At 41.4% G+C, this 21,109-nt stretch carries 23 protein-coding genes and 2 pseudogenes; 19 read left to right on the forward strand and 6 right to left on the reverse strand.

The features are described 5' to 3' along the window. Positions 1-35 precede the first annotated feature (35 nt). The 5 genes and pseudogenes from metF (at position 36) to AB1I63_09955 (ending at position 3,131) form a co-directional block, all read left to right on the forward strand. On the forward strand, positions 36-902 hold the full coding sequence (gene metF, locus AB1I63_09935; protein ID MEW4355146.1) for a methylenetetrahydrofolate reductase [NAD(P)H]: 867 nt from the start codon (positions 36-38) through the stop codon (positions 900-902). A 127-nt stretch (positions 903-1,029) separates the two neighbouring features. Continuing rightward, positions 1,030-1,878: a Cof-type HAD-IIB family hydrolase gene (locus AB1I63_09940; GenBank protein MEW4355147.1), complete on the forward strand. Its 849-nt coding sequence runs from the start codon at positions 1,030-1,032 to the stop codon at positions 1,876-1,878. Beyond that, on the forward strand, positions 1,875-2,471 hold the full coding sequence (locus tag AB1I63_09945) for a histidine phosphatase family protein (protein ID MEW4355148.1): 597 nt from the start codon (positions 1,875-1,877) through the stop codon (positions 2,469-2,471). The genes AB1I63_09940 and AB1I63_09945 overlap by 4 nt, the downstream gene beginning before the upstream one ends. After that, positions 2,468-2,698: pseudogene (locus AB1I63_09950) on the forward strand (phosphoglycerate mutase family protein). The gene AB1I63_09945 and the pseudogene AB1I63_09950 overlap by 4 nt, the downstream one beginning before the upstream one ends. Positions 2,699-2,837: 139 nt before the next feature. Further along, positions 2,838-3,131, forward strand: a pseudogene (locus tag AB1I63_09955) (histidine phosphatase family protein). 72 nt (positions 3,132-3,203) lie between these two features. On the opposite strand, the gene AB1I63_09960 reads toward AB1I63_09955, so the two are convergent. Genes AB1I63_09960 through AB1I63_09970 form a run of 3 tightly spaced genes read right to left on the reverse strand, consistent with a single transcriptional unit; the run spans position 3,204 to position 5,741 of the window. Then, entirely contained in the window at positions 3,204-4,316 is a 1,113-nt protein-coding gene (locus AB1I63_09960; GenBank protein MEW4355149.1) for an SPFH domain-containing protein, read from the reverse strand. A gap of 10 nt (positions 4,317-4,326) precedes the next feature. Then, positions 4,327-4,881, reverse strand: coding sequence for a hypothetical protein (locus AB1I63_09965; GenBank protein ID MEW4355150.1), 555 nt, complete (start codon positions 4,879-4,881; stop codon positions 4,327-4,329). A gap of 29 nt (positions 4,882-4,910) precedes the next feature. Further along, positions 4,911-5,741 (reverse strand): DUF4839 domain-containing protein, encoded by an 831-nt coding sequence (locus AB1I63_09970; protein MEW4355151.1) that lies wholly within the window; start codon positions 5,739-5,741, stop codon positions 4,911-4,913. A 166-nt stretch (positions 5,742-5,907) separates the two neighbouring features. Here AB1I63_09970 and AB1I63_09975 point away from each other — a divergent pair, with 166 nt between their 5' ends. The 4 genes from AB1I63_09975 to rpsR all read left to right on the forward strand — a co-directional run bounded on the left by AB1I63_09975 (position 5,908) and on the right by rpsR (position 8,272). After that, positions 5,908-6,777, forward strand: coding sequence for a type II CAAX endopeptidase family protein (locus tag AB1I63_09975; protein ID MEW4355152.1), 870 nt, complete (start codon positions 5,908-5,910; stop codon positions 6,775-6,777). A 378-nt stretch (positions 6,778-7,155) separates the two neighbouring features. Then, a complete protein-coding gene (gene rpsF, locus AB1I63_09980; protein ID MEW4355153.1) occupies positions 7,156-7,446 on the forward strand; it encodes a 30S ribosomal protein S6 in 291 nt (96 codons plus the stop codon). Positions 7,447-7,457: 11 nt separating this feature from the next. Further along, on the forward strand, positions 7,458-7,946 hold the full coding sequence (locus AB1I63_09985) for a single-stranded DNA-binding protein (GenBank protein ID MEW4355154.1): 489 nt from the start codon (positions 7,458-7,460) through the stop codon (positions 7,944-7,946). 83 nt (positions 7,947-8,029) lie between these two features. Further along, a complete protein-coding gene (gene rpsR, locus AB1I63_09990) occupies positions 8,030-8,272 on the forward strand; it encodes a 30S ribosomal protein S18 (GenBank protein MEW4355155.1) in 243 nt (80 codons plus the stop codon). 483 nt (positions 8,273-8,755) lie between these two features. Here rpsR and AB1I63_09995 read toward each other — a convergent pair whose 3' ends face one another. Together AB1I63_09995 and AB1I63_10000 are read right to left on the reverse strand one after the other, a co-directional pair. Further along, positions 8,756-9,418, reverse strand: a complete 663-nt coding sequence (locus AB1I63_09995; protein MEW4355156.1) for a DUF1129 family protein — start codon at positions 9,416-9,418, stop codon at positions 8,756-8,758. A gap of 20 nt (positions 9,419-9,438) precedes the next feature. Next, positions 9,439-10,383, reverse strand: a complete 945-nt coding sequence (locus AB1I63_10000) for a magnesium transporter CorA family protein (protein ID MEW4355157.1) — start codon at positions 10,381-10,383, stop codon at positions 9,439-9,441. 131 nt (positions 10,384-10,514) lie between these two features. Here AB1I63_10000 and uvrA point away from each other — a divergent pair, with 131 nt between their 5' ends. Together uvrA and AB1I63_10010 are read left to right on the forward strand one after the other, a co-directional pair. Further along, on the forward strand, positions 10,515-13,352 hold the full coding sequence (gene uvrA, locus AB1I63_10005) for an excinuclease ABC subunit UvrA (GenBank protein MEW4355158.1): 2,838 nt from the start codon (positions 10,515-10,517) through the stop codon (positions 13,350-13,352). Positions 13,353-13,473: 121 nt separating this feature from the next. Then, entirely contained in the window at positions 13,474-14,853 is a 1,380-nt protein-coding gene (locus AB1I63_10010) for an IS1182 family transposase (protein MEW4355159.1), read from the forward strand. A gap of 71 nt (positions 14,854-14,924) precedes the next feature. Here AB1I63_10010 and AB1I63_10015 read toward each other — a convergent pair whose 3' ends face one another. Next, complete coding sequence (locus AB1I63_10015) at positions 14,925-15,098, reverse strand: YlcI/YnfO family protein (GenBank protein MEW4355160.1); 174 nt, start codon at positions 15,096-15,098, stop codon at positions 14,925-14,927. Between the two features lie 163 nt (positions 15,099-15,261). Between AB1I63_10015 and AB1I63_10020 the strand changes: the two genes are divergently transcribed. The 8 genes from AB1I63_10020 to AB1I63_10055 all read left to right on the forward strand — a co-directional run bounded on the left by AB1I63_10020 (position 15,262) and on the right by AB1I63_10055 (position 21,083). Then, positions 15,262-15,894 (forward strand): hypothetical protein, encoded by a 633-nt coding sequence (locus AB1I63_10020; GenBank protein MEW4355161.1) that lies wholly within the window; start codon positions 15,262-15,264, stop codon positions 15,892-15,894. 21 nt (positions 15,895-15,915) lie between these two features. Further along, a complete protein-coding gene (locus AB1I63_10025; protein ID MEW4355162.1) occupies positions 15,916-16,971 on the forward strand; it encodes a hypothetical protein in 1,056 nt (351 codons plus the stop codon). A 12-nt stretch (positions 16,972-16,983) separates the two neighbouring features. Then, on the forward strand, positions 16,984-17,331 hold the full coding sequence (locus tag AB1I63_10030) for a hypothetical protein (protein MEW4355163.1): 348 nt from the start codon (positions 16,984-16,986) through the stop codon (positions 17,329-17,331). Positions 17,332-17,606: 275 nt separating this feature from the next. Then, the gene (locus AB1I63_10035; GenBank protein MEW4355164.1) at positions 17,607-18,668 is read left to right on the forward strand and encodes a Xaa-Pro peptidase family protein; all 1,062 of its coding nucleotides are present in this window, start codon (positions 17,607-17,609) and stop codon (positions 18,666-18,668) included. Between the two features lie 60 nt (positions 18,669-18,728). After that, complete coding sequence (gene efp / locus AB1I63_10040) at positions 18,729-19,289, forward strand: elongation factor P (protein MEW4355165.1); 561 nt, start codon at positions 18,729-18,731, stop codon at positions 19,287-19,289. A 21-nt stretch (positions 19,290-19,310) separates the two neighbouring features. Next, positions 19,311-19,700: an Asp23/Gls24 family envelope stress response protein gene (locus tag AB1I63_10045; GenBank protein MEW4355166.1), complete on the forward strand. Its 390-nt coding sequence runs from the start codon at positions 19,311-19,313 to the stop codon at positions 19,698-19,700. Next, positions 19,693-20,133 carry a transcription antitermination factor NusB gene (gene nusB, locus AB1I63_10050; GenBank protein ID MEW4355167.1) on the forward strand — a complete coding sequence of 147 codons (441 nt, stop codon included), beginning with the start codon at positions 19,693-19,695 and terminating at the stop codon, positions 20,131-20,133. Before AB1I63_10045 ends, nusB begins: the two co-directional genes overlap by 8 nt. 47 nt (positions 20,134-20,180) lie before the next feature. After that, positions 20,181-21,083: an ROK family protein gene (locus AB1I63_10055; GenBank protein MEW4355168.1), complete on the forward strand. Its 903-nt coding sequence runs from the start codon at positions 20,181-20,183 to the stop codon at positions 21,081-21,083. The last annotated feature ends 26 nt before the right edge of the window (positions 21,084-21,109 follow it).

Below are 21,109 nucleotides of genomic sequence, written 5' to 3' on the forward strand. Positions count from 1 at the left end.
GTCCCAACCTCTCCTACTTACCTAGAAAGGACAAAATAATGGTTCACACTCCTAGTCTTTCTTTTGAAGTATTTCCCCCCAATCCTGCCGCAGGCAATGAAAAAATCCTCGCTGCCCTCCGTGACATGCAGGACTTGGCTCCACATTTTATCAGCGTGACCGCAAGTAATAACAAATTCAATATCGAAGAAACCACGGTTCGCTTAGCAGATTATATCCACAATGACTTGGGGATCTCCTCCATTGCCCACCTGCCTGCTGTCTATCTGACCAAGGATCAAGTTTTGAACATCTTAACAGAGCTTGATCAGATTGGGGTGCACAAGATTTTGGCGCTCCGAGGAGATATCATTCCTGATGCTACGCCGCAGACAGATTTTCACTATGCGACTGACTTGATTTCCTTTATCAAGGATGAAGCTCCGCACTTTGAGATTATTGGCGCTTGCTATCCTGAAAGCCATCCTGACTCGCCAAATCAAGTGTCAGATATTAAGCATCTCAAGAAAAAGGTGGATGCAGGTTGCTCCAGCCTTGTCACCCAGCTCTTTTTCGACAATGATGTCTTTTATGATTTTCAGGAAAAATGCCAGCTGGCAGACATTGATGTTCCGATTTTCGCAGGCATTATGCCGATTATCAATCGCAATCAGGCGTTGCGCCTGCTCAATACCTGCGAAAATATCTGTTTGCCACGGAAATTTCGAGCGATTTTAGACAAATACGAACATGACCCTGAATCCTTACGGGCTGCAGGTTTAGCCTATGCCATTGACCAGATTGTTGACTTGGTCACGCAGGATGTAGCAGGTGTCCATTTATACACGATGAACAATGCAGAAACAGCACGTCATATCCATGAGGCAACGCATGCACTTTTCCATCATCAAGGGTTAGCCTAACATTCCACACATTTGTGTGGAATTTTTCAATTCGTAGAATAGTACCAGTATTAGCTAGGATAAGACTAGAAAAGAGCGCTTTCTTGATTTATAATCTTAGTATAGAATAAGGTGTGAGGGATAGAATATGCGTAAATTGATTTTTTTAGATGTGGATGGAACCTTGGTTGATTATGAAAATCGGATTCCAGATTCTGCTGTCACAGCGATTAAAAAAGCGAGAGAGCAGGGGCATTTGGTCTATGTTTGTACAGGTCGGAGTCGAGCGGAGATGCAGGATGCTCTTTGGGAGATTGGGCTAGATGGTATGATTGGTGGCAATGGCGCTTATGTGGAACATAGAGGGCAGGTATTGCACCACGAGATGATTCCTTTTAAGACGGAAAAGAAAGTCGTGGATTGGCTTCATGAGCGTGGTTTAGAGTATTATTTGGAGAGCAATAATGGCTTGTTTGCCAGTCGGAATTTTAAAGAAAAAGCAGCTCCAGTCCTGAAAACATACGCTCAGAAAAAAGGAAAAACTGCAGAAGAAGTTGAGAATTTAGAAGTCGATGAGGTCTTGCACGGCTTGGTTTATGGAGCTGATTTGTATAGAGACGATGTGAATAAGATTAGCTTTATTTTGGAAAGCTATCAAGACCATGTAGATACAAGAGCAGTCTTTCCCGAGTTAAAAGCAGGCACTTGGGGCGGTCGTGGAGAGTCAGCTCTCTTTGGTGATTTGGGCTTGAAGGATATGACCAAAGACAAGGGCATTGCAGTGCTTTTGGAGCATTTAGGAGCTAGTCAAGCAGATACGATTGCTTTTGGGGATGCTAAGGTGGACATTCCGATGCTGGAGTTTTGTGCGGTCGGCGTTGCCATGGGAAATGGAGGGCTGGAAATCCTTGCGATGGCAGATATGGTTACCGCAGATGTGGAAGAAGACGGTCTTTATCAGGCTTTTAAAAAGCTTGCCTTACTTGGAGAAGTATGATGGAAAAAGTTCTTTATTTGATGCGGCACGCAGAGACACTGTTTAACCGCAGACGAAAAATTCAAGGTTGGTGCGATGCTCCCTTGACAGAATTTGGGCAATACCAAGCCAGTTGTGCACGAGAGTATTTTAAAAGAGAGGATATTGCATTTTCTGATGCGTATAGCTCAACTTCGGAGCGAGCTTGCGATACGCTTGAAATCGTCACTAATGGCGAAATCCCTTATCAACGGATGAAGGGCTTAAAAGAATGGAATTTTGGGACTTTTGAGGGAGAAAGTGAGGACTTGAATCCCCCTCTTCCTTATGAGGATTTCTTTGTTCCCTATGGTGGTGAATCTCAAAATCAAGTCGTCACACGAATGGTGACAACGATTACGAAATTAATGCAAGAAAGCAAAGGCTCCTCTATTCTCATAGTGTCGCACGGCGGAGCGATTGCCAACTTTGCACGGGCGTATAGAGAATATTGGCAGACGGACTTACCCCTTGGTCTAGGAAATTGTGCGATTTTGAAATTCCACTTTAGAGATGATGTGTTTTATTTGGAAGAAGTGATTCGCCATGATTTTAGTGGCTGGAAGGAGACATGATGGGATTATATCTTATGAGGCATGGGCAGACCATGTTTAATCAAGCAGGATTAGTGCAGGGAGCCTGTGATTCTCCCTTGACTGAACTTGGGATTGAGCAGGCAAAAAAGGCTAGAGCATTTTTTGAAAATCGGCAGATTCAATTTGATGCGATTTATACCTCTACGCAGGAGAGAGCTTGTGATACCGCAGAAATCATTAGTCAGCGAACGGATTATAGTTGTTTAGTTTTGATTTAGTACTAGGCAACGAGTCGCAGGCATAACTGAAGTTAGGCAAGACGAGGTAACGACGTAATAAATGAAAACTAAATGACTATATCAGCGACGCAAGGGCTTAAAAGAATGATATTTTGGGCAATTTGAGGCACAGCCAGAAAGACTCATGCCTCGTGCCCGTGAAGGTGCGAATTCTTTTGAAGATTTACTGGTTCCTTATGGCGGTGAGGACGTCCGAGATGTCGGTGCACGTATGAAGGAGACCTTGTCAACCATTGCAGAAAAAGAGACAGGGATGGTTCTTGTCGTCAGTCATGGCGGGGCGATGTGGGCATTTCTCTTAGCGCTAGGTGTGGACTTTGATACGGACATCCGTTTTGGAAATTGTGCCATTTGCCATTATCGTTATGAAAATGGAAGATTTACGCTTGTTGAGGTTTGAAACATTAAGACAATAAAAAAACTCTAGGAAAGCGAAAGAATCCTCATTCCCTAGAGTTTTTTAGGTGTTAATTTATAAATCCATGATTTCCTTTTTCTTAGTCTCAAACTCTTCCTGTGACAGTATGCCAGCATCCAAGAGGGATTTTAGCTTCGTCAGCATTTCAATTTGCTCATCAAAGGAAGGTTTATTCGATGAAGAGGCTCTGGTATCTAGGCTATTTCCCATATTCATTCCAAAAATTGTAGAGCCACTATCTCCTAAGCCGTGTTGTTGGACTCCGTCTGCAATTTTTTGTTGGGCAGCGATATCAGCCACTCTTTGAGATACATGTTCGTAGGCATTGATATTCATCTTATTTGCAGAATATTGTCTTACTAATTCTTTTGATTCTGGGGAAAATTCAATATTAGCAATCGCTACTTGAACAATTTCAAATCCAAATCTTTCTTTCCATGTACCCGCGTGTTGTGTATCGTTTGCGATTTGTTGAGTGATGGTATTTGTTTGAGAAGGGAGCTGGGAGATGCGAAATTGTGTGGAGAGCGAATTGAGTGCTACGATAAAAGATTGGAGAAATTCAGCAATCATTTGCTCACGGGCTTCTTTGTCGTCAAAGCTATAAAAATTGACATTAGCAGGGACATAGTTGCGGATAAAGACTTCAGGTTCTGTAATTTTGATGGAAAAAGTCCCAAATGAGCGAATCTCAAGGTCTGTCCCATAGTGGAGATCGTGGTAGAGAACAGCCCCTCTAGTCCCAAATCGGATGTCACGAATCTCTCTCAAATTTACAAAGGCGATTTGCTTATAAGAAGACGATTGACCGCCATAGCCAATGCGCTCACCGATGGTATTAAAAATGGCTTTTTTGATACTGTCACCGTTGAAAATACTAGATTCACCGTTTGTGTATTCATATCCACCAGGCTCAGTTAAAATGTCCTCAATACCTCCTTGGCTGAAGATAAAGGCAGCTGTATTTTCTGGGATGAAAATTTTAGAACCATTGGTGATGACTCCATCTGATCCTTTGATATTTGCCCCTCGTCCATTCTTTGTCTGCTGAATGACACCTGGGCTTACAGCTGTATGCTCATCAAAGTAGCCTGCTGTGATAATCTCTTTCCATTGATCGGCAAATGTTCCAGTAATGGCGTCTGAAAATGCTTTAATAATTCCCATATGAATCTCCTTATAGTTGCTGCTCCATATCGCAGTAGTTACAAGCAATGACTTGACCGACTAAGCCAGAAAGTGGCGCCCCGCAAAATGAGCATTTTACAGATACCGTTTTCTCCATAGGCTTGTCTTTTATTCCAAAGCTGTTTTTAAAGGTGTCAATGGTATCCTTGACAGAATCTGCCAGCAAGTCCATTCCTGGAATAAAGCTATGCCCTAGCTGTTCTAAATCTGTAAAATCTTGCTGGTACACTTTGCAAATATTTTTAGCCCATTTATCCGTATCGCGACGTTCTTGAAATTGAAATACCTCGTGTCCATTTCGGAAATAGACTTCTAGCTGTTTTTCTGACCCTTTTTTGACGGATAAAGCTTGAGGTTGGTTGTTAAGGAGCTTGAGTTGTTTGAGGGGAAGTTTTTTAATAGCCTTGGTTTGTCCAAAAAATCCTTTCTGGATGACAATTAAATGTAAATTAGTCAGGATTAGTTCGCTATCAAACAGAGTGCCATTGCTGACATTTTCGCTCTGCATGATGATGGATTCGTTTGGTAATAATGAATAGTCCATAGTGCTTCTCCTAGGTAGATGATGAGTGATTAACGAGGGGTGATTTCTGAAGGATCAAGCCGGAAAACTTCTCCCTGTGTGAAGCTAGCGATACGTGCTTTGATATGGATATTTTGCCCTGCTTGTAGCCCATCTATCTTTGAAAATGCATTTGATCTAGCAGAGATATTGTAAAATTGAAAAGCAGGTCCAGGCACTCCGACATCTGGTCCTTGGTAGTCGCCTGCATAGATGAGAATATCGTAGTAGTATTTTTTATTTTCATGATGAGTGAGAAGGGCAACGTGTCCATCAAATTCGACAGTTCTATCTTTATACTTTTCGACAAAAGTAGAGATGGCTCCTGGATCTTCTGTTGTCAAAATCGCGGCAAAGTCAGGATTGTTAGCGGCAGTAATATTTTCTTCTGCTGGTTTTTCTGGCTCAGAAGAGACTGGCTCTGAGCTTAAACTCGTACTCTCTTTGGTGGATGAACTTGTACTTGAGCTTGCTGACTCTTTAGATTCTGAGGAAGATTCTTCTTTTTCTTCCTTAAAAGTATGATAGGTCACGGTAATCTTAGCGTCTTTTGCATATTCGGACCCTTTGGTAAAATCTGTATCGCCATTGATAGATACGCTTTCGATTTGCCCATCTTTTTTGAGCAATCCTGTAATGAGGTCTTCGATTTTTTCTACTTTTACATTGGTAAATCCAGCGTCCTCTAGCTGATTGACAATCGTTTTATAGTTTTGTTTGTGGATGTTTTCAGAAGTAATAGGTAGCTTAATAGTATCTGTTTTCGCCTCTTCATTGTCTTTTGAGCAGGCAACTAAAAGTAGGGCAGTACCAGCCACCAATAGATGTTTCCAAGATTTCATAATAATCTCCTTTATTTTAGATAAGATACGTCTATTGTATTATATATATATATATATAATGTCAAGTATTTTTTGTAAAAAAAATTCAAAATTGTAGGCAGAAATTAGATGGATTGATATTTCCTTGAAAAAAATATGATATAATCCTTCAAAAGGAGGCCCGCTTATGAAAGACAATCGTATATTAGCAGGTGTTCATGAGAGTGTTCGTCCGACACCTGTTCTTCTTGTGCCAGTGGTGGCAATTTTATGCTTAATCGGTGGCGGAATCTTGACCTTTGTATTTGGTCTAATGTTCTTTCCTCTCGTTGCTAGGCTTCTCAATACTTTTGGCTTTTTGTTCATTGAGCTGGGGAGTTTTGCAGCGACTAGCCTTGTGCTGATGACTTGGGTTAAATTCGTCGAAAAACGCTCTATTCAGAGTCTCGGTTTCTTTCGGAAGCATGCTGGGCTAGAGTTGTTGAAAGGAATTGCTTGGGGCTTTCTAGCTTTTAGCCTGTTATTTTTAAGCATTTTTCTAGTTGGTGGCTATTCGATTCAAGGGCTTGATATTAGTGTGAGTAATCTCCTCTATGGACTTGCGATTTTTCCGTTTTGGCTGATTCAAGGAGGCACGGAAGAGCTATTGACACGCAGTTGGATGATGCCAGAGCTTCATCGGAAATGCTCTCTTATGGTTAGCATTCTCTTGTCCAGTAGTTTTTTTGCACTTCTTCACATGCTGAATCAAGGCATTGCTATTTTACCAATTGTGAATTTGCTTTTATTTGGCATTTTTGCCTGCCTGTATCTACTTTACACAGATAATATCTGGGGCGTGGCTGGTTTTCATGCCGTTTGGAATTTTGCGCAAGGAAATCTTTATGGAACGCCTGTCAGTGGTAATGTTGTGGAGCAAAGAATCTTACATGTGACGAGCAATCCAATCCCTGATTATCTGTCAGGAGGTAGTTTTGGTCCAGAAGGTTCGATATTTACTACAATTTTATTTATCTGTACTAGCCTGTATCTCTATCGACGAATCAAGAAAACCTAAAAGCCGACAAATGTTGGCTTTTTATGATGTGTATTGATAGCAAAAACTGCTCCTAGATACAATAAGGAGTCATCAAATGACAAGCGAGAAAAGCGTAGAACTGTGGAATACTAGCAATGCTTGAGAGCTTAGAGAAGAAAACGCGAGTCTTGGTGGGATTTTTAGAAAAAAAGAGGACTATCTGCCAAGTAAAAGCCTGTCAAAGATGGAGTATGTATCATTTACAGCTAACGGATATCTGTTTTCTTTAAGGAATTAGAGAATTTGAGCAGTTTATTCTTGCTATTTTTTTAAGAATCCTTTATAATAGTTATTTGTGAGCAAACCTCACTTACTCATGGAAAACATGAGTCACTAGACCAAAAGGAGGAAAAATCAATGGCTAAATACGAAATTCTTTATATCATTCGTCCAAACATTGAAGAAGAAGCAAAAACTGCTTTGGTAACACGCTTTGACTCTATCTTGACAGACAACGGTGCTACTGTTGTTGAATCAAAAGATTGGGAAAAACGTCGCTTGGCATACGAAATCCAAGATTTCCGCGAAGGACTTTACCACATCGTAACAGTTGAAGCAAATGACGATGCAGCTCTTAAAGAGTTTGACCGTCTTTCAAAAATCAACGCAGACATTCTTCGTCACATGATTGTGAAACTTGACGCGTAAGAAGGTAGACTATGATCAATAATGTTGTACTTGTGGGTCGTATGACTCGTGATGCAGAACTTCGTTACACCCCGCAAAACCTCGCCGTAGCGACATTTACACTTGCCGTAAACCGCAATTTTAAAAATCAAAACGGAGAGCGTGAAGCAGACTTTATTAACTGTGTCATTTGGCGCCAACAAGCTGAAAATTTGGCGAATTGGGCTAAGAAAGGCGCTTTGGTAGGAGTGACTGGACGTATCCAGACACGCAACTACGAAAACCAACAAGGTCAGCGTGTGTATGTAACGGAAATTTTAGCAGAAAGTTTCCAACTATTGGAAAGTCGTGCTAGTCGTGAAGGTCAATCTGGTGGTTATACTCCAAATAATTTTGGAACTCCAGCACCAAGCTTTGGCAATCCTGAACCTGCAAATCAAGTACCAAACTTTTCTCGTGATGAAAGCCCATTTGGTACAACCAATCCAATGGATATTTCAGACGACGACCTACCATTCTAGTCAAGGAAGAATTGGACTAAACTCACTTGAGTTTGGGGACTGTTTGTACAGAACCCTAAGATATCATATAAAGGAGAATACACATGGCTCAACAACAACGTCGTGGCGGATTCAAACGCCGTAAAAAAGTTGACTACATCGCAGCAAACAAAATTGAATATGTTGATTACAAAGATACTGAGCTTCTTAGCCGTTTTGTTTCAGAACGTGGGAAAATCCTTCCTCGTCGTGTAACTGGAACTTCAGCTAAAAACCAACGTAAAGTAACAACTGCAATCAAACGTGCGCGTGTAATGGCTTTGATGCCTTTCGTAAACGAAGATTAATAAAAATGAGACTGGATTTGTATCCAGTCTTTTTTGATACCTTGTCACTGAGTTCCATGCTTCACTAGAGCATGGAAGAAAATAGAAAATTGTGAACAACTTATCCAAAACACTGATAAAGCCACATTCTACGTAGAAGAAGCTATCTGGAGTTAGGAGAGACGAGTTAACGATGTCATACATTAAAACTAAATGACCATGCTAGCCCTATTTCTAACGGTATGGACATGTCGTAGGCAGATTTATGTAAACGCTAAAGTGAGAACTAGCAAATAGTTTAAGGGAGATAGGGCTTTTGATGAAGGAAAAGAAATTGCATATATAGTTTCATAAATGACCCTCTAACACTATCTGTGCATTACTTTTACGTCTATAAAACATTTTAAACGACTTTGTTTCTGAATAGACTAAGAAAAAAGCCCCAACTCCAAAGCTACAATGTATGTTAGCTTTGAAATTGAGGTTGTTTTAAAAGATATCTGTTTACGATTGAATCCGACTGGATTGCATGGTACTTTTGATATTGTATTTTTTCTTGAGTAGGTAGCGGATTCCAAAAGCGATGGCTCCGATAAGAACCAAACCAAAGTGCGGAAGAACAGGGTTGATGATCGCTGGTAAAAGGCTAGTGATGGAAAAGGCTACAATCCAAAGGAGCGTACAAGCAGTGAGAATCAAAAAAGATTTCCACAGTGGTGGACGCTTGGTGCGATCTTGTCCCATAAAGCGATACACATACCTATACATGGCGTAAAAGACTAAACCACCGACTGCACTAGAGCTGAGAATGGTGGTAAGACCATAGATTTCGGGTTGTGATGAAAGCATAGAAACCACCCCTTGTACGATAGCAAAAAAAGCTAGGATAACCAAGGAAGTATCTAACCACATGAGAAATGGGTTGTCGTTTTCTGGTGCTGTTTCAGGGGCAGCTGGCTTGACTTGCTCCAATGCCCAAGCCGTTGGGGAGCCATAAAGTCCACGCGCAGGGATTCCCTTTTTTTGGTTTTCTAAAATAGTTGGCAAAATGGTGGATAGAAGTGCTTCAATTTCCTGATCGGTTTTGCCTTCGTGGATCAACTGCTTGGTAGCGGTATGGATAAATTCTTGATTTTTCTTGGTTAATTCATTGAGATTGATTGACATAAATGCTCCTTAAAATAGGGTTAGAACCATCTTTTCTTGATGAAATAGACGGTGAGTGAAAAGCTGATGGCAAAGGAAATGAAGATAATGAGCCAAAAGGCATGCGGGAGACCATTTAGCGGAATATCGTTATCCTTAAAGTTCATACCATAAGCCGAGAAAATCATGGTTGGGATTTCAAGTACCATGGTCATGAGAGCCAAGGTTTTCATGATGGTATTTTGATTGTTGGAGACAATGGTTGCAAAGGTTTCTGTCATACCGTGCAAGATATTGCCATAGATATCAGCCATCTCAATCGCCTGTTGGGTCTCAATTAGCGTGTCTTCAAGCAAATCATCGTCTTCGACATAGCGCTTGATAATGCTTGATGAGCCTGTCAATTTTTTGACTACACGCTCATTGGTCTTGAGAGAGGCTTTGAAATAGACGATGGTTTTTTCCAGCTCCATCAGCTCAATCAATTCTTCATTTCGAGTGGCTTGGTGGAGTTGGCTTTCGATTTGCTCACTTTTTCGGTCGATTGTTCGTAGGGCGGCTAGGTAAATTTCTGCATTGCGGTAGAGCATTTGAAAGACAAAGCGGGACCGCATAAAGGTGTAGAAATTACGCAAGCGACGATTGATAAAGCTATCGAGCAAGGGTAATTGCTCCAAGCAAGTCGTCACAATGACATCGTCTGTGATGACGATTCCCAAAGGAATGGTTACATAGTAGGTCTTGTTATTACGTTCTTCGACCACGGGCACATCCACGATGATAAGGGTATAGTCGTCTTCGATTACGATACGAGACATCTCCTCGGCATCAAGTGGAGCTCTGAGGTCTGCAAGGTCGATATTATAGGCATTTGCGACTTCAATGGATTCGCTTTGGGTAGGATTCACAAGGTTAATCCAAGTTCCAGGTTCCAGAGACTCAACTTCTCTAAACTCTGTTGTGGTTGATAAAAATATTTGTCTCATCCTGACCTCCTTTTAGTGAATTCATTGCACACTTTACCATTATACTATAAAAATCCAATTTTTAGGACAAAAGATTGTCAAAATTTTTGATATAATGAAAGGTAGCAAATAAAAAGAGAAAGTAAGGAAACATGCAGGATAAAATTGTCATTCATGGAGCTCGTGCCCATAATTTGAAAAACATTGATGTGACTATTCCACGAGATAAGCTGGTTGTGGTGACTGGATTGTCAGGTTCTGGGAAGTCAAGTCTCGCTTTTGACACGCTCTATGCAGAAGGGCAGCGCCGGTATGTGGAGAGTTTATCGGCTTATGCTAGGCAGTTTTTGGGCAATATGGAAAAGCCAGATGTGGATTCGATTGATGGTTTGAGTCCTGCTATTTCCATTGACCAAAAAACGACCAGTAAAAATCCCCGCTCAACCGTGGGGACAACGACGGAGATCAATGATTATCTAAGGCTTCTTTATGCACGGATTGGGACGCCTTACTGTATCAATGGGCATGGAGCGATTAAGGCTTCGTCCGTTGAGCAGATTGTTAATCAGGTCTTGGAATTGCCAGAACGCCAGCGTCTGCAGGTCTTGGCACCAATTGTTCGCAAGAAAAAGGGGCAGCATAAGACCTTGTTTGAAAAAATCCAGAAAGACGGCTATGTCCGTGTGCGTGTGGATGGCGAGATTTATGATGTGACAGAGGTTCCAGAGCTTTCAAAGAGCAAAAAGCACGATATTGAGGTCGTGGTGGACCGTATTGTCATCAAAGATGGGATTCGCAGTCGTCTCTTTGATTCGGTTGAGGCAGCGCTGCGAATTGCAGAAGGCTATGTGATTATGGACACCATGGATGGTAAGGAAATGCTCTTTTCGGAGCATTATGCTTGTCCTTTATGTGGGTTTACAGTTCCAGAGCTTGAGCCACGTCTCTTTTCTTTCAATGCTCCTTTTGGCTCTTGTAGCGAGTGCGATGGCTTGGGCATGAAGCTTGAAGTGGATCTTGACTTGGTCGTGCCAGATGGGACAAAGACCTTACGAGAAGGGGCTTTAGCGCCTTGGAATCCGATATCTTCTAACTACTATCCACAAATGCTCGAGCAAGCCATGACGGAATTTGGCGTGGATATGGCTACGCCGTTTGAAGAATTGAGCGATGATGAGAAAAACTTGATTTTCAATGGGTCAGATGGTAAGGAATTCCATTTCCATTATGAAAATGAATTTGGTGGTGTTCGTGATATTGACATTCCTTTTGAGGGGATTGTGACCAATATCAGCCGTCGCTATCGTGAGACCAGTAGTGATTTCACACGGACGCAAATGCGGACCTATATGAATGAGCTGACTTGTGCGACTTGTCATGGCTATCGTTTGAATGACCAAGCGCTTTCTGTTCGTATTGGTGGGGAGAAAGGGCTACACATCGGAGAATTGTCGGAGTTGTCGATCGCAGATCACTTGGCTGTTGTAGAAAATCTCAGCTTGACTGACAATGAAGCAACCATTGCAAAACCGATTGTCAAAGAAATCCATGATCGCCTCTCTTTCTTGAATAACGTCGGTTTGAATTATTTGACCCTATCTCGGTCTGCAGGAACTCTCTCAGGTGGAGAGAGCCAGCGGATTCGCTTGGCAACGCAGATTGGCTCAAACCTGAGTGGTGTCCTTTATATCTTGGATGAGCCGTCGATCGGTCTTCATCAGCGGGACAATGATCGCCTGATTGAGAGTTTGAAAAAAATGCGGGATTTGGGAAATACCCTTATCGTGGTGGAGCATGATGAGGATACCATGCGTGAAGCGGACTATTTGATTGACGTTGGACCTGGTGCGGGTGTGTTTGGCGGTGAGATTGTCGCAGCTGGAACACCCAAGCAAGTCGCAAGAAATAGCAAGTCTATTACTGGTCAGTACCTATCTGGAAAACGCAAGATTGCTGTGCCAAGTGAGCGTCGTGTAGGAAATGGTCGCTTTATTGAAATCAAGGGGGCTAGCCAAAACAATCTCCAAAATGTCACTGCTAAGTTTCCGCTAGGCAAATTTATCGCAGTTACAGGCGTTTCTGGCTCTGGGAAATCAACGCTGATTAATTCGATTTTGAAAAAAGCCATTGCGCAGAAACTCAACCGAAATTCGGATAAGCCAGGGAAGTTTACGTCTATTTCTGGAATTGAGCATGTCGATCGCTTGATTGACATTGACCAAAGTCCGATTGGGCGCACTCCGCGTTCCAACCCTGCAACCTATACAGGGGTCTTTGACGATATTAGGGATTTATTTGCTCAGACCAATGAAGCCAAGATTCGTGGCTACAAGAAAGGGCGTTTCTCGTTCAATGTGAAAGGTGGACGTTGTGAAGCTTGCTCAGGAGATGGCATTATCAAGATTGAGATGCATTTCTTGCCAGATGTTTATGTGGCTTGCGAGGTCTGCCACGGTACGCGCTACAATAGTGAGACTTTAGAAGTTCATTATAAGGAAAAAAATATCGCACAAGTGCTGGATATGACAGTCAATGACGCTGTCGAGTTCTTCAAGCATATTCCAAAAATTGAGCGCAAGCTAAAAACCATCAAAGATGTGGGGCTGGGTTATGTCACTTTAGGGCAGCCTGCAACGACTCTCTCTGGGGGTGAAGCGCAGCGGATGAAACTAGCTAGTGAACTCCACAAACGCTCAACTGGAAAAAGCTTTTATATCCTTGATGAACCAACCACGGGCTTGCATACCGAAGACATCGCAAGACTTCTTGCGGTCTTGGCTCGCTTTGTCGATGATGGCAATACTGTGCTTGTCATCGAGCATAATTTAGATGTCATTAAAACGGCAGACCATATCATTGACTTGGGACCAGAAGGCGGTGTCGGTGGTGGTACCATTATCGCAACAGGAACACCAGAAGAAGTAGCAGCAAATGAAGCTAGCTATACAGGTCAGTATTTGAAAGGAAAGTTGAAATCAACTGACATATAAAAAAGAGCCGCAAGGCTCTTTTCAGACTGAAGACAAATCTGTTAGAATTCCCTTTCTAACAGATTTTTTGTCTATTTAGGAGTATAATAGAACTAGAGAAACAGGTGTGAGAGGTAGAGGTATGTTTCACAAAGAAAATCCCAGTTACAATCGCCAACAAGTAGGTTTTTACAGTTTAGATGAGCTGGTTCCTAAAGATCATCTTCTTCGTCAAATAGAAGAGACAATTGACTTTTCCTTCATCTATGATGTTGTAGAAGATAGCTATAGTCTAGATAAGGGTCGTCCGAGCCTAGACCCTGTCCTGCTTATAAAAATCCCTATCATTCAATGTCTCTTTGGAATTCGTTCGATGCGACAGACAATCAAAGAGATTGAAGTGAATGTGGCTTATCGTTGGTTCCTAGGTTTGTCCTTAGAAGATAAGGTTCCACATTTCACGACCTATGGCAAGAATGTGGTGCGTCGCTTTGCGGATAAGCAGGTAATAGAGAAGATTTTCTCTCATATTCTTGGTCTCTGCTTGCATGCAGGCTTCATTCATCCAAGTGAGATTTTCGTAGACGGAACTCATATTAAAGCAGCTGCTAATCATCATAAATATCTCAATCAAGAAGTTGAAGTGCAAGCGAAGTTTATGAGCGAGCAATTGGAAAAGGAGATTGACCTAGAGCGAAAAAAACACGGAAAAAAGTCGCTAGGGCTCGCCAAAGAAAAAGAGCCCGTTAGTAAAAAAGTCTCTACTACGGACCCTGAAAGTGGTTGGTTTCATAAGGGAGAACATAAGGAGGTATTTGCTTACAATGCACAAGTAGCTTGTGATAAACATGGCTGGGCGTTAGGTTACTCTGTTCATGCAGGAAACGTCCATGATAGTCAGGCTTTTCCTGTGCTATTTGAAACGATCAAAGAGTTCAATCCTAGTCATATTATCTTAGATGCTGGCTATAAGACACCTGCTATTGCTAAATTTCTCCTTGATCAATCCATCACTCCAGTATTGCCTTATACTAGACCTAAAGGGGACAAGACGAAACTTCGTCCCAAGGATTTTGTTTATGATGAATACTACGACTGCTACCTCTGTCCTAAGGATCAAGTCTTATCTTATAGCACTACAAATCGAGATGGCTACCGTGAATACAGGAGTCAAGCCCAAATATGTTGTAGCTGCCCTCTTCTAGGTCAATGCACAAGCTCCAAGAATCATCAACGCTTGATTACCCGTCATATCTGGAAAGATTATTTAGAAACCTGTGAAGTGATTCGACATCAAATTGGCATGAAGGAGCTCTACCAAGGGCGTAAAGAGACGATTGAGCGTCTTTTTGGGACAGCTAAGGAATACCACAATCTCAGATACACGAGACAGAAAGGCAAGGCCAAGATGGAAGCAATGCTTGGGCTGACTTTGGCTTGCTTAAATCTCAAAAAATATGTCAAAATCATGGCAGGGAAGCCCTTTTTATTTTACATCAAAAGAGTATGGGAACTGATATGAGACAAAAAAAGAAGACAAGCAGTTGGGAAAAATTATTTGTCTTCAGTCTGAAAAGAGCCGCAAGGCTCTTTTTAGTCATCTTCTTCCATATTTCGTAAGGCGTAGTCACAAGCCTGTATGACAAAACTTGAAAAACTAACATCTTGTTTGATAATGGCAGCTTCGATTCTATCTACTAAATCTGAGGGGAAACGAACGGTTTTGATTTCTGTTTCTTTTTTATCTGATTTCAATTTAAATGCCATATATTCCCTCCTATGTTTAAGTGTATAGGGATTTTGCTTAATATGTAATACTACATAATGTATTACAAAATGTATTGCAATTATAAAACGTTTATAGTAAAATATATGTGAAATCAAAAATAATCTGCTTTTGTTGTATAGTTCAACAAGCTTAGGAGGGGTTATGGTATTTAGAAAAACAGTAGATGAATACGAGAAGTGGCCAGTAGGAGAAGTGTCTCCTTACGGTGAGGAGCTGTATATTGATGTTGAAAATAATGTTTACTTTCATACTGGCACTAAGTATATCAAAGTTGGCTATGATATTCCGGTATTAGATGATTTTGTCAAGTTAATTCCAGAAATCGGGATTGGTCTTTTCTTGGCAAATATCTTTCTTCCTCAAAGGAGAAAAGGAGAGGAAAGCGATTTTTGGGCTGTGGTGATTGGATTCATTGTGGGATTGCTCTTCCTGCTTTGGTACCATCTTATTGCTTGGATTGGTTACAAAATTGTAACTTTGTTTGCGGAACGTTTGATTCGTATAACAGAGCATCGAAAGTGGTTACGACTATGTTTACCTTGTACTTGGTTTATGGATAAGCCCGACAAGAAACTGCTGAGTATTGGGATGGGGGCGACTATGTTTCCGCTGTATTTTATCTTAGCGATTCCAACTGTGATTGCGATGGCAAATGGCTATTTTGAGGGGGCAGGTCTAGGTGCTTTTTTCATCCCAGTCTGTTTTGTTCTATCGGGGTTCGACTTGTGGATTAACATTGGTATTAATCGTCGGAACGGTATTGATAAATATTAAGAAAAAAGAGAGGAAAATAAAATGAAAAAAGTAGCATTACGACTATTGCTAGCAACAGCAACGATTAGTTTAGTAGCTTGTAGTAAAGCTGAAAAGAGTCATCAAGTAAGTCAGGAAACATCTAGCACTGTTGAGGTTGTGACAGAAAGCTCAAGCGAATCAAAGAGTAAACAGGATAACTACAAGGTGACTCCTGCTGACTATTCACGAATTCCTAAAGAGAGGTCTGTGAGTGAAGAAGTTAAAAAAGCAATAAAGGAATATATTGGAGTCTATAGTGGAACAGAGAATATAGAAGAAAATGGGATTATCACCAAAGTGAGCTATGAAGTAGAAATTACAGATGATGGAGTCTATAATGTCTATATAGAATCTCGTCTAATGGATAGTAGTCAGAAGGTCGAGGGACAATTATATGTAAATACCAAAGGTGAATTAGATATTATTAGGAGTAAAGGCGAACTAGGTACTGGAACGGTGGCTATGGCGTACGGACAGTTAGAGTTTTCTCCGCTAAATTCCTTGCGTCGAGGCTATGTAAATGAAGCTGGGGAACTTTTACCGGTTTATGGAGGAGGTTCTAGAAGTGCGGTGAGTATTCCAACTGGAAGGGTTTTGCTAGTTGATGGAAAAATTAAGTATGGTAATGAATACGATAAGGATGCAGCTATTACTTTAGAGAAACAGAAAAAGGCTAGTCAGAATCTTCAATATACAACCTATCAGATTTTAGAGTATTCAAAATCTTTACCCCGCGATAGAGACGTGTACCAATTTGATACGTTGAATGAATTTATTCAAGCGATGGATATTGACGGTCTGGATGCGGCTTCTCTTCGAAAAAGTTATCAGATTGTTGATCCTGCAAGCTTAAAAGGATACTACACAGAGGATAATCAAGAAATCACAGGGATTAAGTATGCCTATGGTTATCATCGTGAGAATGAAAAGGGACAATTTTACGTTTATGATGGTAAGCTTATCTATGAATTGCAAGAAAATGATAAAGGTCAAAAAATAGCTAGAGAAGTCAGTCGTTCCGTTTATGACTTTGTGGATTTTGCGACAACACACTAAGAGGAGAAAATAATGAAATCACTAAAAGTATTACTAGGAGTGTTCCTACTCTTCATGTTAGGCGCTTGTGCTGCTAAGAACGATAATGGAACCTATGCATATTCGAGAGAAAAAGAAGGTGGTACCTATAAGGTAATTATCACTATTCGTGGTTCTACAGGTAGCTTGACCTTTGAAGAAACAGATAAAAATGGACAAACTGAGTCCAAAGAGCAAGGACTTACTGTTGACCAAAAACGGAAAACATTAACTGCCGAGAAGGATAATTCAACAGTCGATTATACAATTGTAGATGAAGTTTTAACGTTAGAAAATACACATGATCCAACTCTGGAACACGCAGAGTTCACGAAAGAATAATCTCAATCAGTCTGATTGAAAAGCATTGAAAGAGTAGAGTGGCTGATTAGATAGTTTAAGGTTCTTAGGAATTATTTTCTAAGGCCTTTTTGTATTATTTTGCAGTATAAGTAAGAGGAAGAGACAGATAAGATATGTCTGTTTTAGGAAGAGAATTTTGACCTTATCTTATATAGGAAATTGTTTGTACTAATCTATTTACGAGTGTTGGTGAAACACTTGGTATTTGGTGGTGTTTTTGATATAATGATTACAATTATCTTAGGAGGTTCAGTATGCAAAGGAGACTTGAAAATTTACGCCAGACAATGGCAGAGAAAAACATCCCTGCCCTTCTCATTAGCAATCTTAAAAATATTTACTATCTGACAGGTTTTTGGGGGACGGCTGGTACTGTCCTCATCACAGCTGACCGTCAAGTCTTGGTGACAGATGATCGCTACATCACCTATGCCGAGTCTGTGGTCAAGGATTTTGAAGTGGTGTCAGAGCGCGATGAATTAGCAGTTGTAGCAAAAGTTCTAAAAGAAAGTAACCTTACAGAACTAGCCTTTGAAGATGAGGTATCTGTTTCCTACTATACAGCCATGCAAGCAGTGTTTGAGGGCGTTCATTTGATCCCAACGACAAATGTGGTTATGAACTTGCGTATGATTAAAGACGAGCATGAGATAGCGACTATTCAGCGGGCATGCCAGATTTCTGACCAAGCCTTCTTAGATGCCTTGGACTTTATCAAGCCAGGGAAAACAGAGCTTGAAGTAGCAAATTTCCTTGATTTCCGCATGCGAGAAATGGGCTCTGAAGCGGTATCCTTTGATACCATTGCTGCATCAGGCTACCGCTCTGCTATGCCGCACGGACGTGCGTCTGAAAAGGTCATTGAAGCAGGCGACGCGCTAACGCTCGACTTTGGCTGTATCTACAACCACTATGTGAGTGATATGACGCGGACCATTTATATCGCTTCTATCAGCGATGAGGAGGCAGAGATTTACCAGACCGTTTTAGAGGCGAATCAAGCCTTGATTGGAGCAGCCAAGGCTGGTATGGAGTACCGTGAATTTGATGGCGTGCCACGTCGTGTGATTGATGCGGCAGGTTACGGACCATACTTTACTCACGGTATTGGACATGGGATGGGACTTGATGTCCATGAAATTCCTTATTTCAGTAAGACAGCGACTGATACAATTCAAGCGGGTATGGTCTTGACGGATGAGCCAGGAATTTACTTAGAGGGCAAATACGGGGTGCGAATCGAGGATGACCTCTTGATTACAGAGACAGGATGCAAAATCTTGACCCTTGCACCAAAAGAATTGATTGTGATTTGAGAAAAATCTCAATCTATGGTAGAATAAAGAGAAATATTTTTTATAAAGAGGTAATGAAACATGATTGAAGCAAGCAAGCTGAAAGCAGGCATGACATTTGAGACAGCAGACGGAAAATTGATCCGCGTTCTTGAAGCAAGCCACCACAAACCAGGTAAAGGAAATACCATCATGCGTATGAAATTGCGTGATGTACGTACAGGATCAACCTTTGATACAAGCTACCGTCCAGAAGAAAAATTTGAACAAGCTATTATTGAAACTCGTCCAGCTCAATACCTTTACCAAATGGATGATACAGCTTACTTTATGGATACAGAGTCTTTTGAGCAATATGAAATTCCAGTGGTAAGCGTTGAGCAAGAATTGAAATTCATCCTTGAAAACTCAGAAGTGAAAATCCAATTCTACGGAACAGAAGTGATTGGTGTCACTGTACCAACAACGGTTGAGTTGGTGGTAACAGAAACACAACCATCAATCAAAGGAGCAACTGTAACAGGTTCTGGTAAACCAGCAACACTTGAAACAGGTCTTGTCGTGAACGTTCCTGACTTTATCGAAGTTGGACAAAAATTGATCATCAATACGCAAGAAGGAACATACGTTTCTCGCGCATAATTCCACTAGAAAGGACAGATTATGGCAGTTGAACAATTAGGTGAAATCGTTATTGCACCGCGTGTCTTGGAGAAAATCATTGCCATTGCAACTGCAAAGGTTGAAGGAGTACACTCTTTTGCCAATAAAAGTATGTCAGATAGCTTGTCAAAACGTGCTTTGAGCCGTGGAGTTTATCTACATACAGCAGAAAATGGGGATTTGACAGTGGATATCTACCTCTATATGGAATATGGAGTAGGTGTACCAACTGTTGCCGTTGCTATCCAAAAAGCCGTTAAGAGCGCGGTCTATGATATGGCAGAGGTCAGCTTGAGCGCTGTCAATGTCCATGTAGCAGGCATTGTGCCAGAAAAAGCACCAAAACCAGACTTTAAAGATCTGTTTAACGAGGATTTCCTCAATGACTGATGTATTATTAGAAACCAGACGAGACCTGCGTGAGCGTGCTTTTCAAGCCTTGATGGCATTAGAGTACGGTAAAGATGTTGTTGAAGCCTGTCAGTTTGCTTATCTGCATGACCGAGATGAGGAAAAAGAAATGGATATTCCAGCCTTTCTTTTAAACCTTGTGAGCGGAGTTGCGCAGTCTAAGGATGAGCTAGATGAAAAAATCAGTCAGCATTTGAAAGAAGGCTGGACCTTGGAACGCTTGACCTTGGTAGATAAAAATCTTCTTCGCCTTGGGGTCTTTGAAATCACGGAATTTAACACCCCACAGTTGGTTGCCGTTAATGAGGCGATTGAGCTAGCTAAGACTTATTCAGATGAAAAGTCTAGTCGTTTTATCAATGGTCTCTTGAGCCAATTTGTGGTGGAAGAAAAGGAATCAATCGAATCATAAAAAAGTGCAGAAAATGCACTTTTTTCTATATAGAAAGAGGAGAAACGATGACAGCACATTATCTTGTTTGCGATATTGGTGGAACCCATCTGAAATACGCTTTGATGAATGAAGAGGGTATGATCTTAGAAAATCATCATATTGCAACGCCTGAGAATTTGGCTGATTTTTGGCAGGTTTTGGGTAGCATTATTGAAGTCTATCGGCAGGATATTAACGGGATAGCCTTTAGTGCTCCTGGGAAAATTGATACGGCACAAGGCATCATCGAGCAAGGAGGGAGTCTATTTTACTTAAACCAAGTAGCCTTAGCAGCTGAAATCAAGGAGCGCTATGATTTACCTGCAAGAGTCATAAATGATGGCAAAGCCGCAGCTCTTGCAGAATACTGGAAAGGGAGTCTTAAGAGGCAGGACAATAGTGCTGCGATCATTCTTGGTACAGGTGTTGGAGGTGGATTGATTCTTGATGGTCAGTTGCGCCATGGGCCTCATTCTCAAGCAGGAGAATTGAGCTTCATGCAGCTGAACGCTAGAGGGTTTGACATCTCCACAATGAGTGGCTCGTTGGGGTCTGCTGTTGGTATGGTAAAGGCCGTCAATCAAGCAGTCGGACATCTTGATGAAACAGATGGACGAGCAGCCTTTGGTGCGATTGAAGCAGGGCATGAAAAGGCGAAAGCTATTTTTGAGCAGTATTGTCGAGTCATTGCGACCATTATTTTGAATACCCATACGATTTTGGATCTTGAGGCGATAGCGATTGGTGGCGGGATTAGTGCTCAGCCGTGTTTGCTTGTAGAAATCAATCGTCAGTACGACCTGATGCTGGAAGAAAGTCCCCTTTTTAAAGCTGTTTTGACGAGACCAGCTATTCTCAAAGCGCGCTTTGGGAATCAAGCCAATTTGATTGGAGCTTTGTACCATTATTTGCAGTCTCAAGCTTTATAAAGGATGATTGCTCTCTTTCAGGTTTT

Source organism: Streptococcus pneumoniae (assembly GCA_040719455.1).
Taxonomy (GTDB): domain Bacteria; phylum Bacillota; class Bacilli; order Lactobacillales; family Streptococcaceae; genus Streptococcus; species Streptococcus pneumoniae_G.

What these genes read in the sequence shown, in the direction of transcription:
- AB1I63_09940 (MEW4355147.1), top strand. Translation starts at nt 1,030, where the DNA reads ATGCGTAAATTGATTTTTTTAGATGTGGATGGAACCTTGGTTGATTAT.
- AB1I63_09985 (MEW4355154.1), top strand. Translation starts at nt 7,458, where the DNA reads ATGATCAATAATGTTGTACTTGTGGGTCGTATGACTCGTGATGCAGAA.
- rpsR (MEW4355155.1), top strand. Translation starts at nt 8,030, where the DNA reads ATGGCTCAACAACAACGTCGTGGCGGATTCAAACGCCGTAAAAAAGTT.
- AB1I63_09995 (MEW4355156.1), bottom strand. Translation starts at nt 9,418, where the DNA reads ATGTCAATCAATCTCAATGAATTAACCAAGAAAAATCAAGAATTTATC.
- AB1I63_09970 (MEW4355151.1), bottom strand. Translation starts at nt 5,741, where the DNA reads ATGAAATCTTGGAAACATCTATTGGTGGCTGGTACTGCCCTACTTTTA.
- nusB (MEW4355167.1), top strand. Translation starts at nt 19,693, where the DNA reads ATGACTGATGTATTATTAGAAACCAGACGAGACCTGCGTGAGCGTGCT.
- AB1I63_09960 (MEW4355149.1), bottom strand. Translation starts at nt 4,316, where the DNA reads ATGGGAATTATTAAAGCATTTTCAGACGCCATTACTGGAACATTTGCC.
- AB1I63_10025 (MEW4355162.1), top strand. Translation starts at nt 15,916, where the DNA reads ATGAAAAAAGTAGCATTACGACTATTGCTAGCAACAGCAACGATTAGT.
- AB1I63_09945 (MEW4355148.1), top strand. Translation starts at nt 1,875, where the DNA reads ATGATGGAAAAAGTTCTTTATTTGATGCGGCACGCAGAGACACTGTTT.
- AB1I63_10010 (MEW4355159.1), top strand. Translation starts at nt 13,474, where the DNA reads ATGTTTCACAAAGAAAATCCCAGTTACAATCGCCAACAAGTAGGTTTT.
- AB1I63_10045 (MEW4355166.1), top strand. Translation starts at nt 19,311, where the DNA reads ATGGCAGTTGAACAATTAGGTGAAATCGTTATTGCACCGCGTGTCTTG.
- uvrA (MEW4355158.1), top strand. Translation starts at nt 10,515, where the DNA reads ATGCAGGATAAAATTGTCATTCATGGAGCTCGTGCCCATAATTTGAAA.
- AB1I63_10035 (MEW4355164.1), top strand. Translation starts at nt 17,607, where the DNA reads ATGCAAAGGAGACTTGAAAATTTACGCCAGACAATGGCAGAGAAAAAC.
- efp (MEW4355165.1), top strand. Translation starts at nt 18,729, where the DNA reads ATGATTGAAGCAAGCAAGCTGAAAGCAGGCATGACATTTGAGACAGCA.
- AB1I63_10015 (MEW4355160.1), bottom strand. Translation starts at nt 15,098, where the DNA reads ATGGCATTTAAATTGAAATCAGATAAAAAAGAAACAGAAATCAAAACC.
- AB1I63_10020 (MEW4355161.1), top strand. Translation starts at nt 15,262, where the DNA reads ATGGTATTTAGAAAAACAGTAGATGAATACGAGAAGTGGCCAGTAGGA.
- rpsF (MEW4355153.1), top strand. Translation starts at nt 7,156, where the DNA reads ATGGCTAAATACGAAATTCTTTATATCATTCGTCCAAACATTGAAGAA.
- AB1I63_09975 (MEW4355152.1), top strand. Translation starts at nt 5,908, where the DNA reads ATGAAAGACAATCGTATATTAGCAGGTGTTCATGAGAGTGTTCGTCCG.
- AB1I63_10055 (MEW4355168.1), top strand. Translation starts at nt 20,181, where the DNA reads ATGACAGCACATTATCTTGTTTGCGATATTGGTGGAACCCATCTGAAA.
- AB1I63_10000 (MEW4355157.1), bottom strand. Translation starts at nt 10,383, where the DNA reads ATGAGACAAATATTTTTATCAACCACAACAGAGTTTAGAGAAGTTGAG.
- AB1I63_09965 (MEW4355150.1), bottom strand. Translation starts at nt 4,881, where the DNA reads ATGGACTATTCATTATTACCAAACGAATCCATCATCATGCAGAGCGAA.
- AB1I63_10030 (MEW4355163.1), top strand. Translation starts at nt 16,984, where the DNA reads ATGAAATCACTAAAAGTATTACTAGGAGTGTTCCTACTCTTCATGTTA.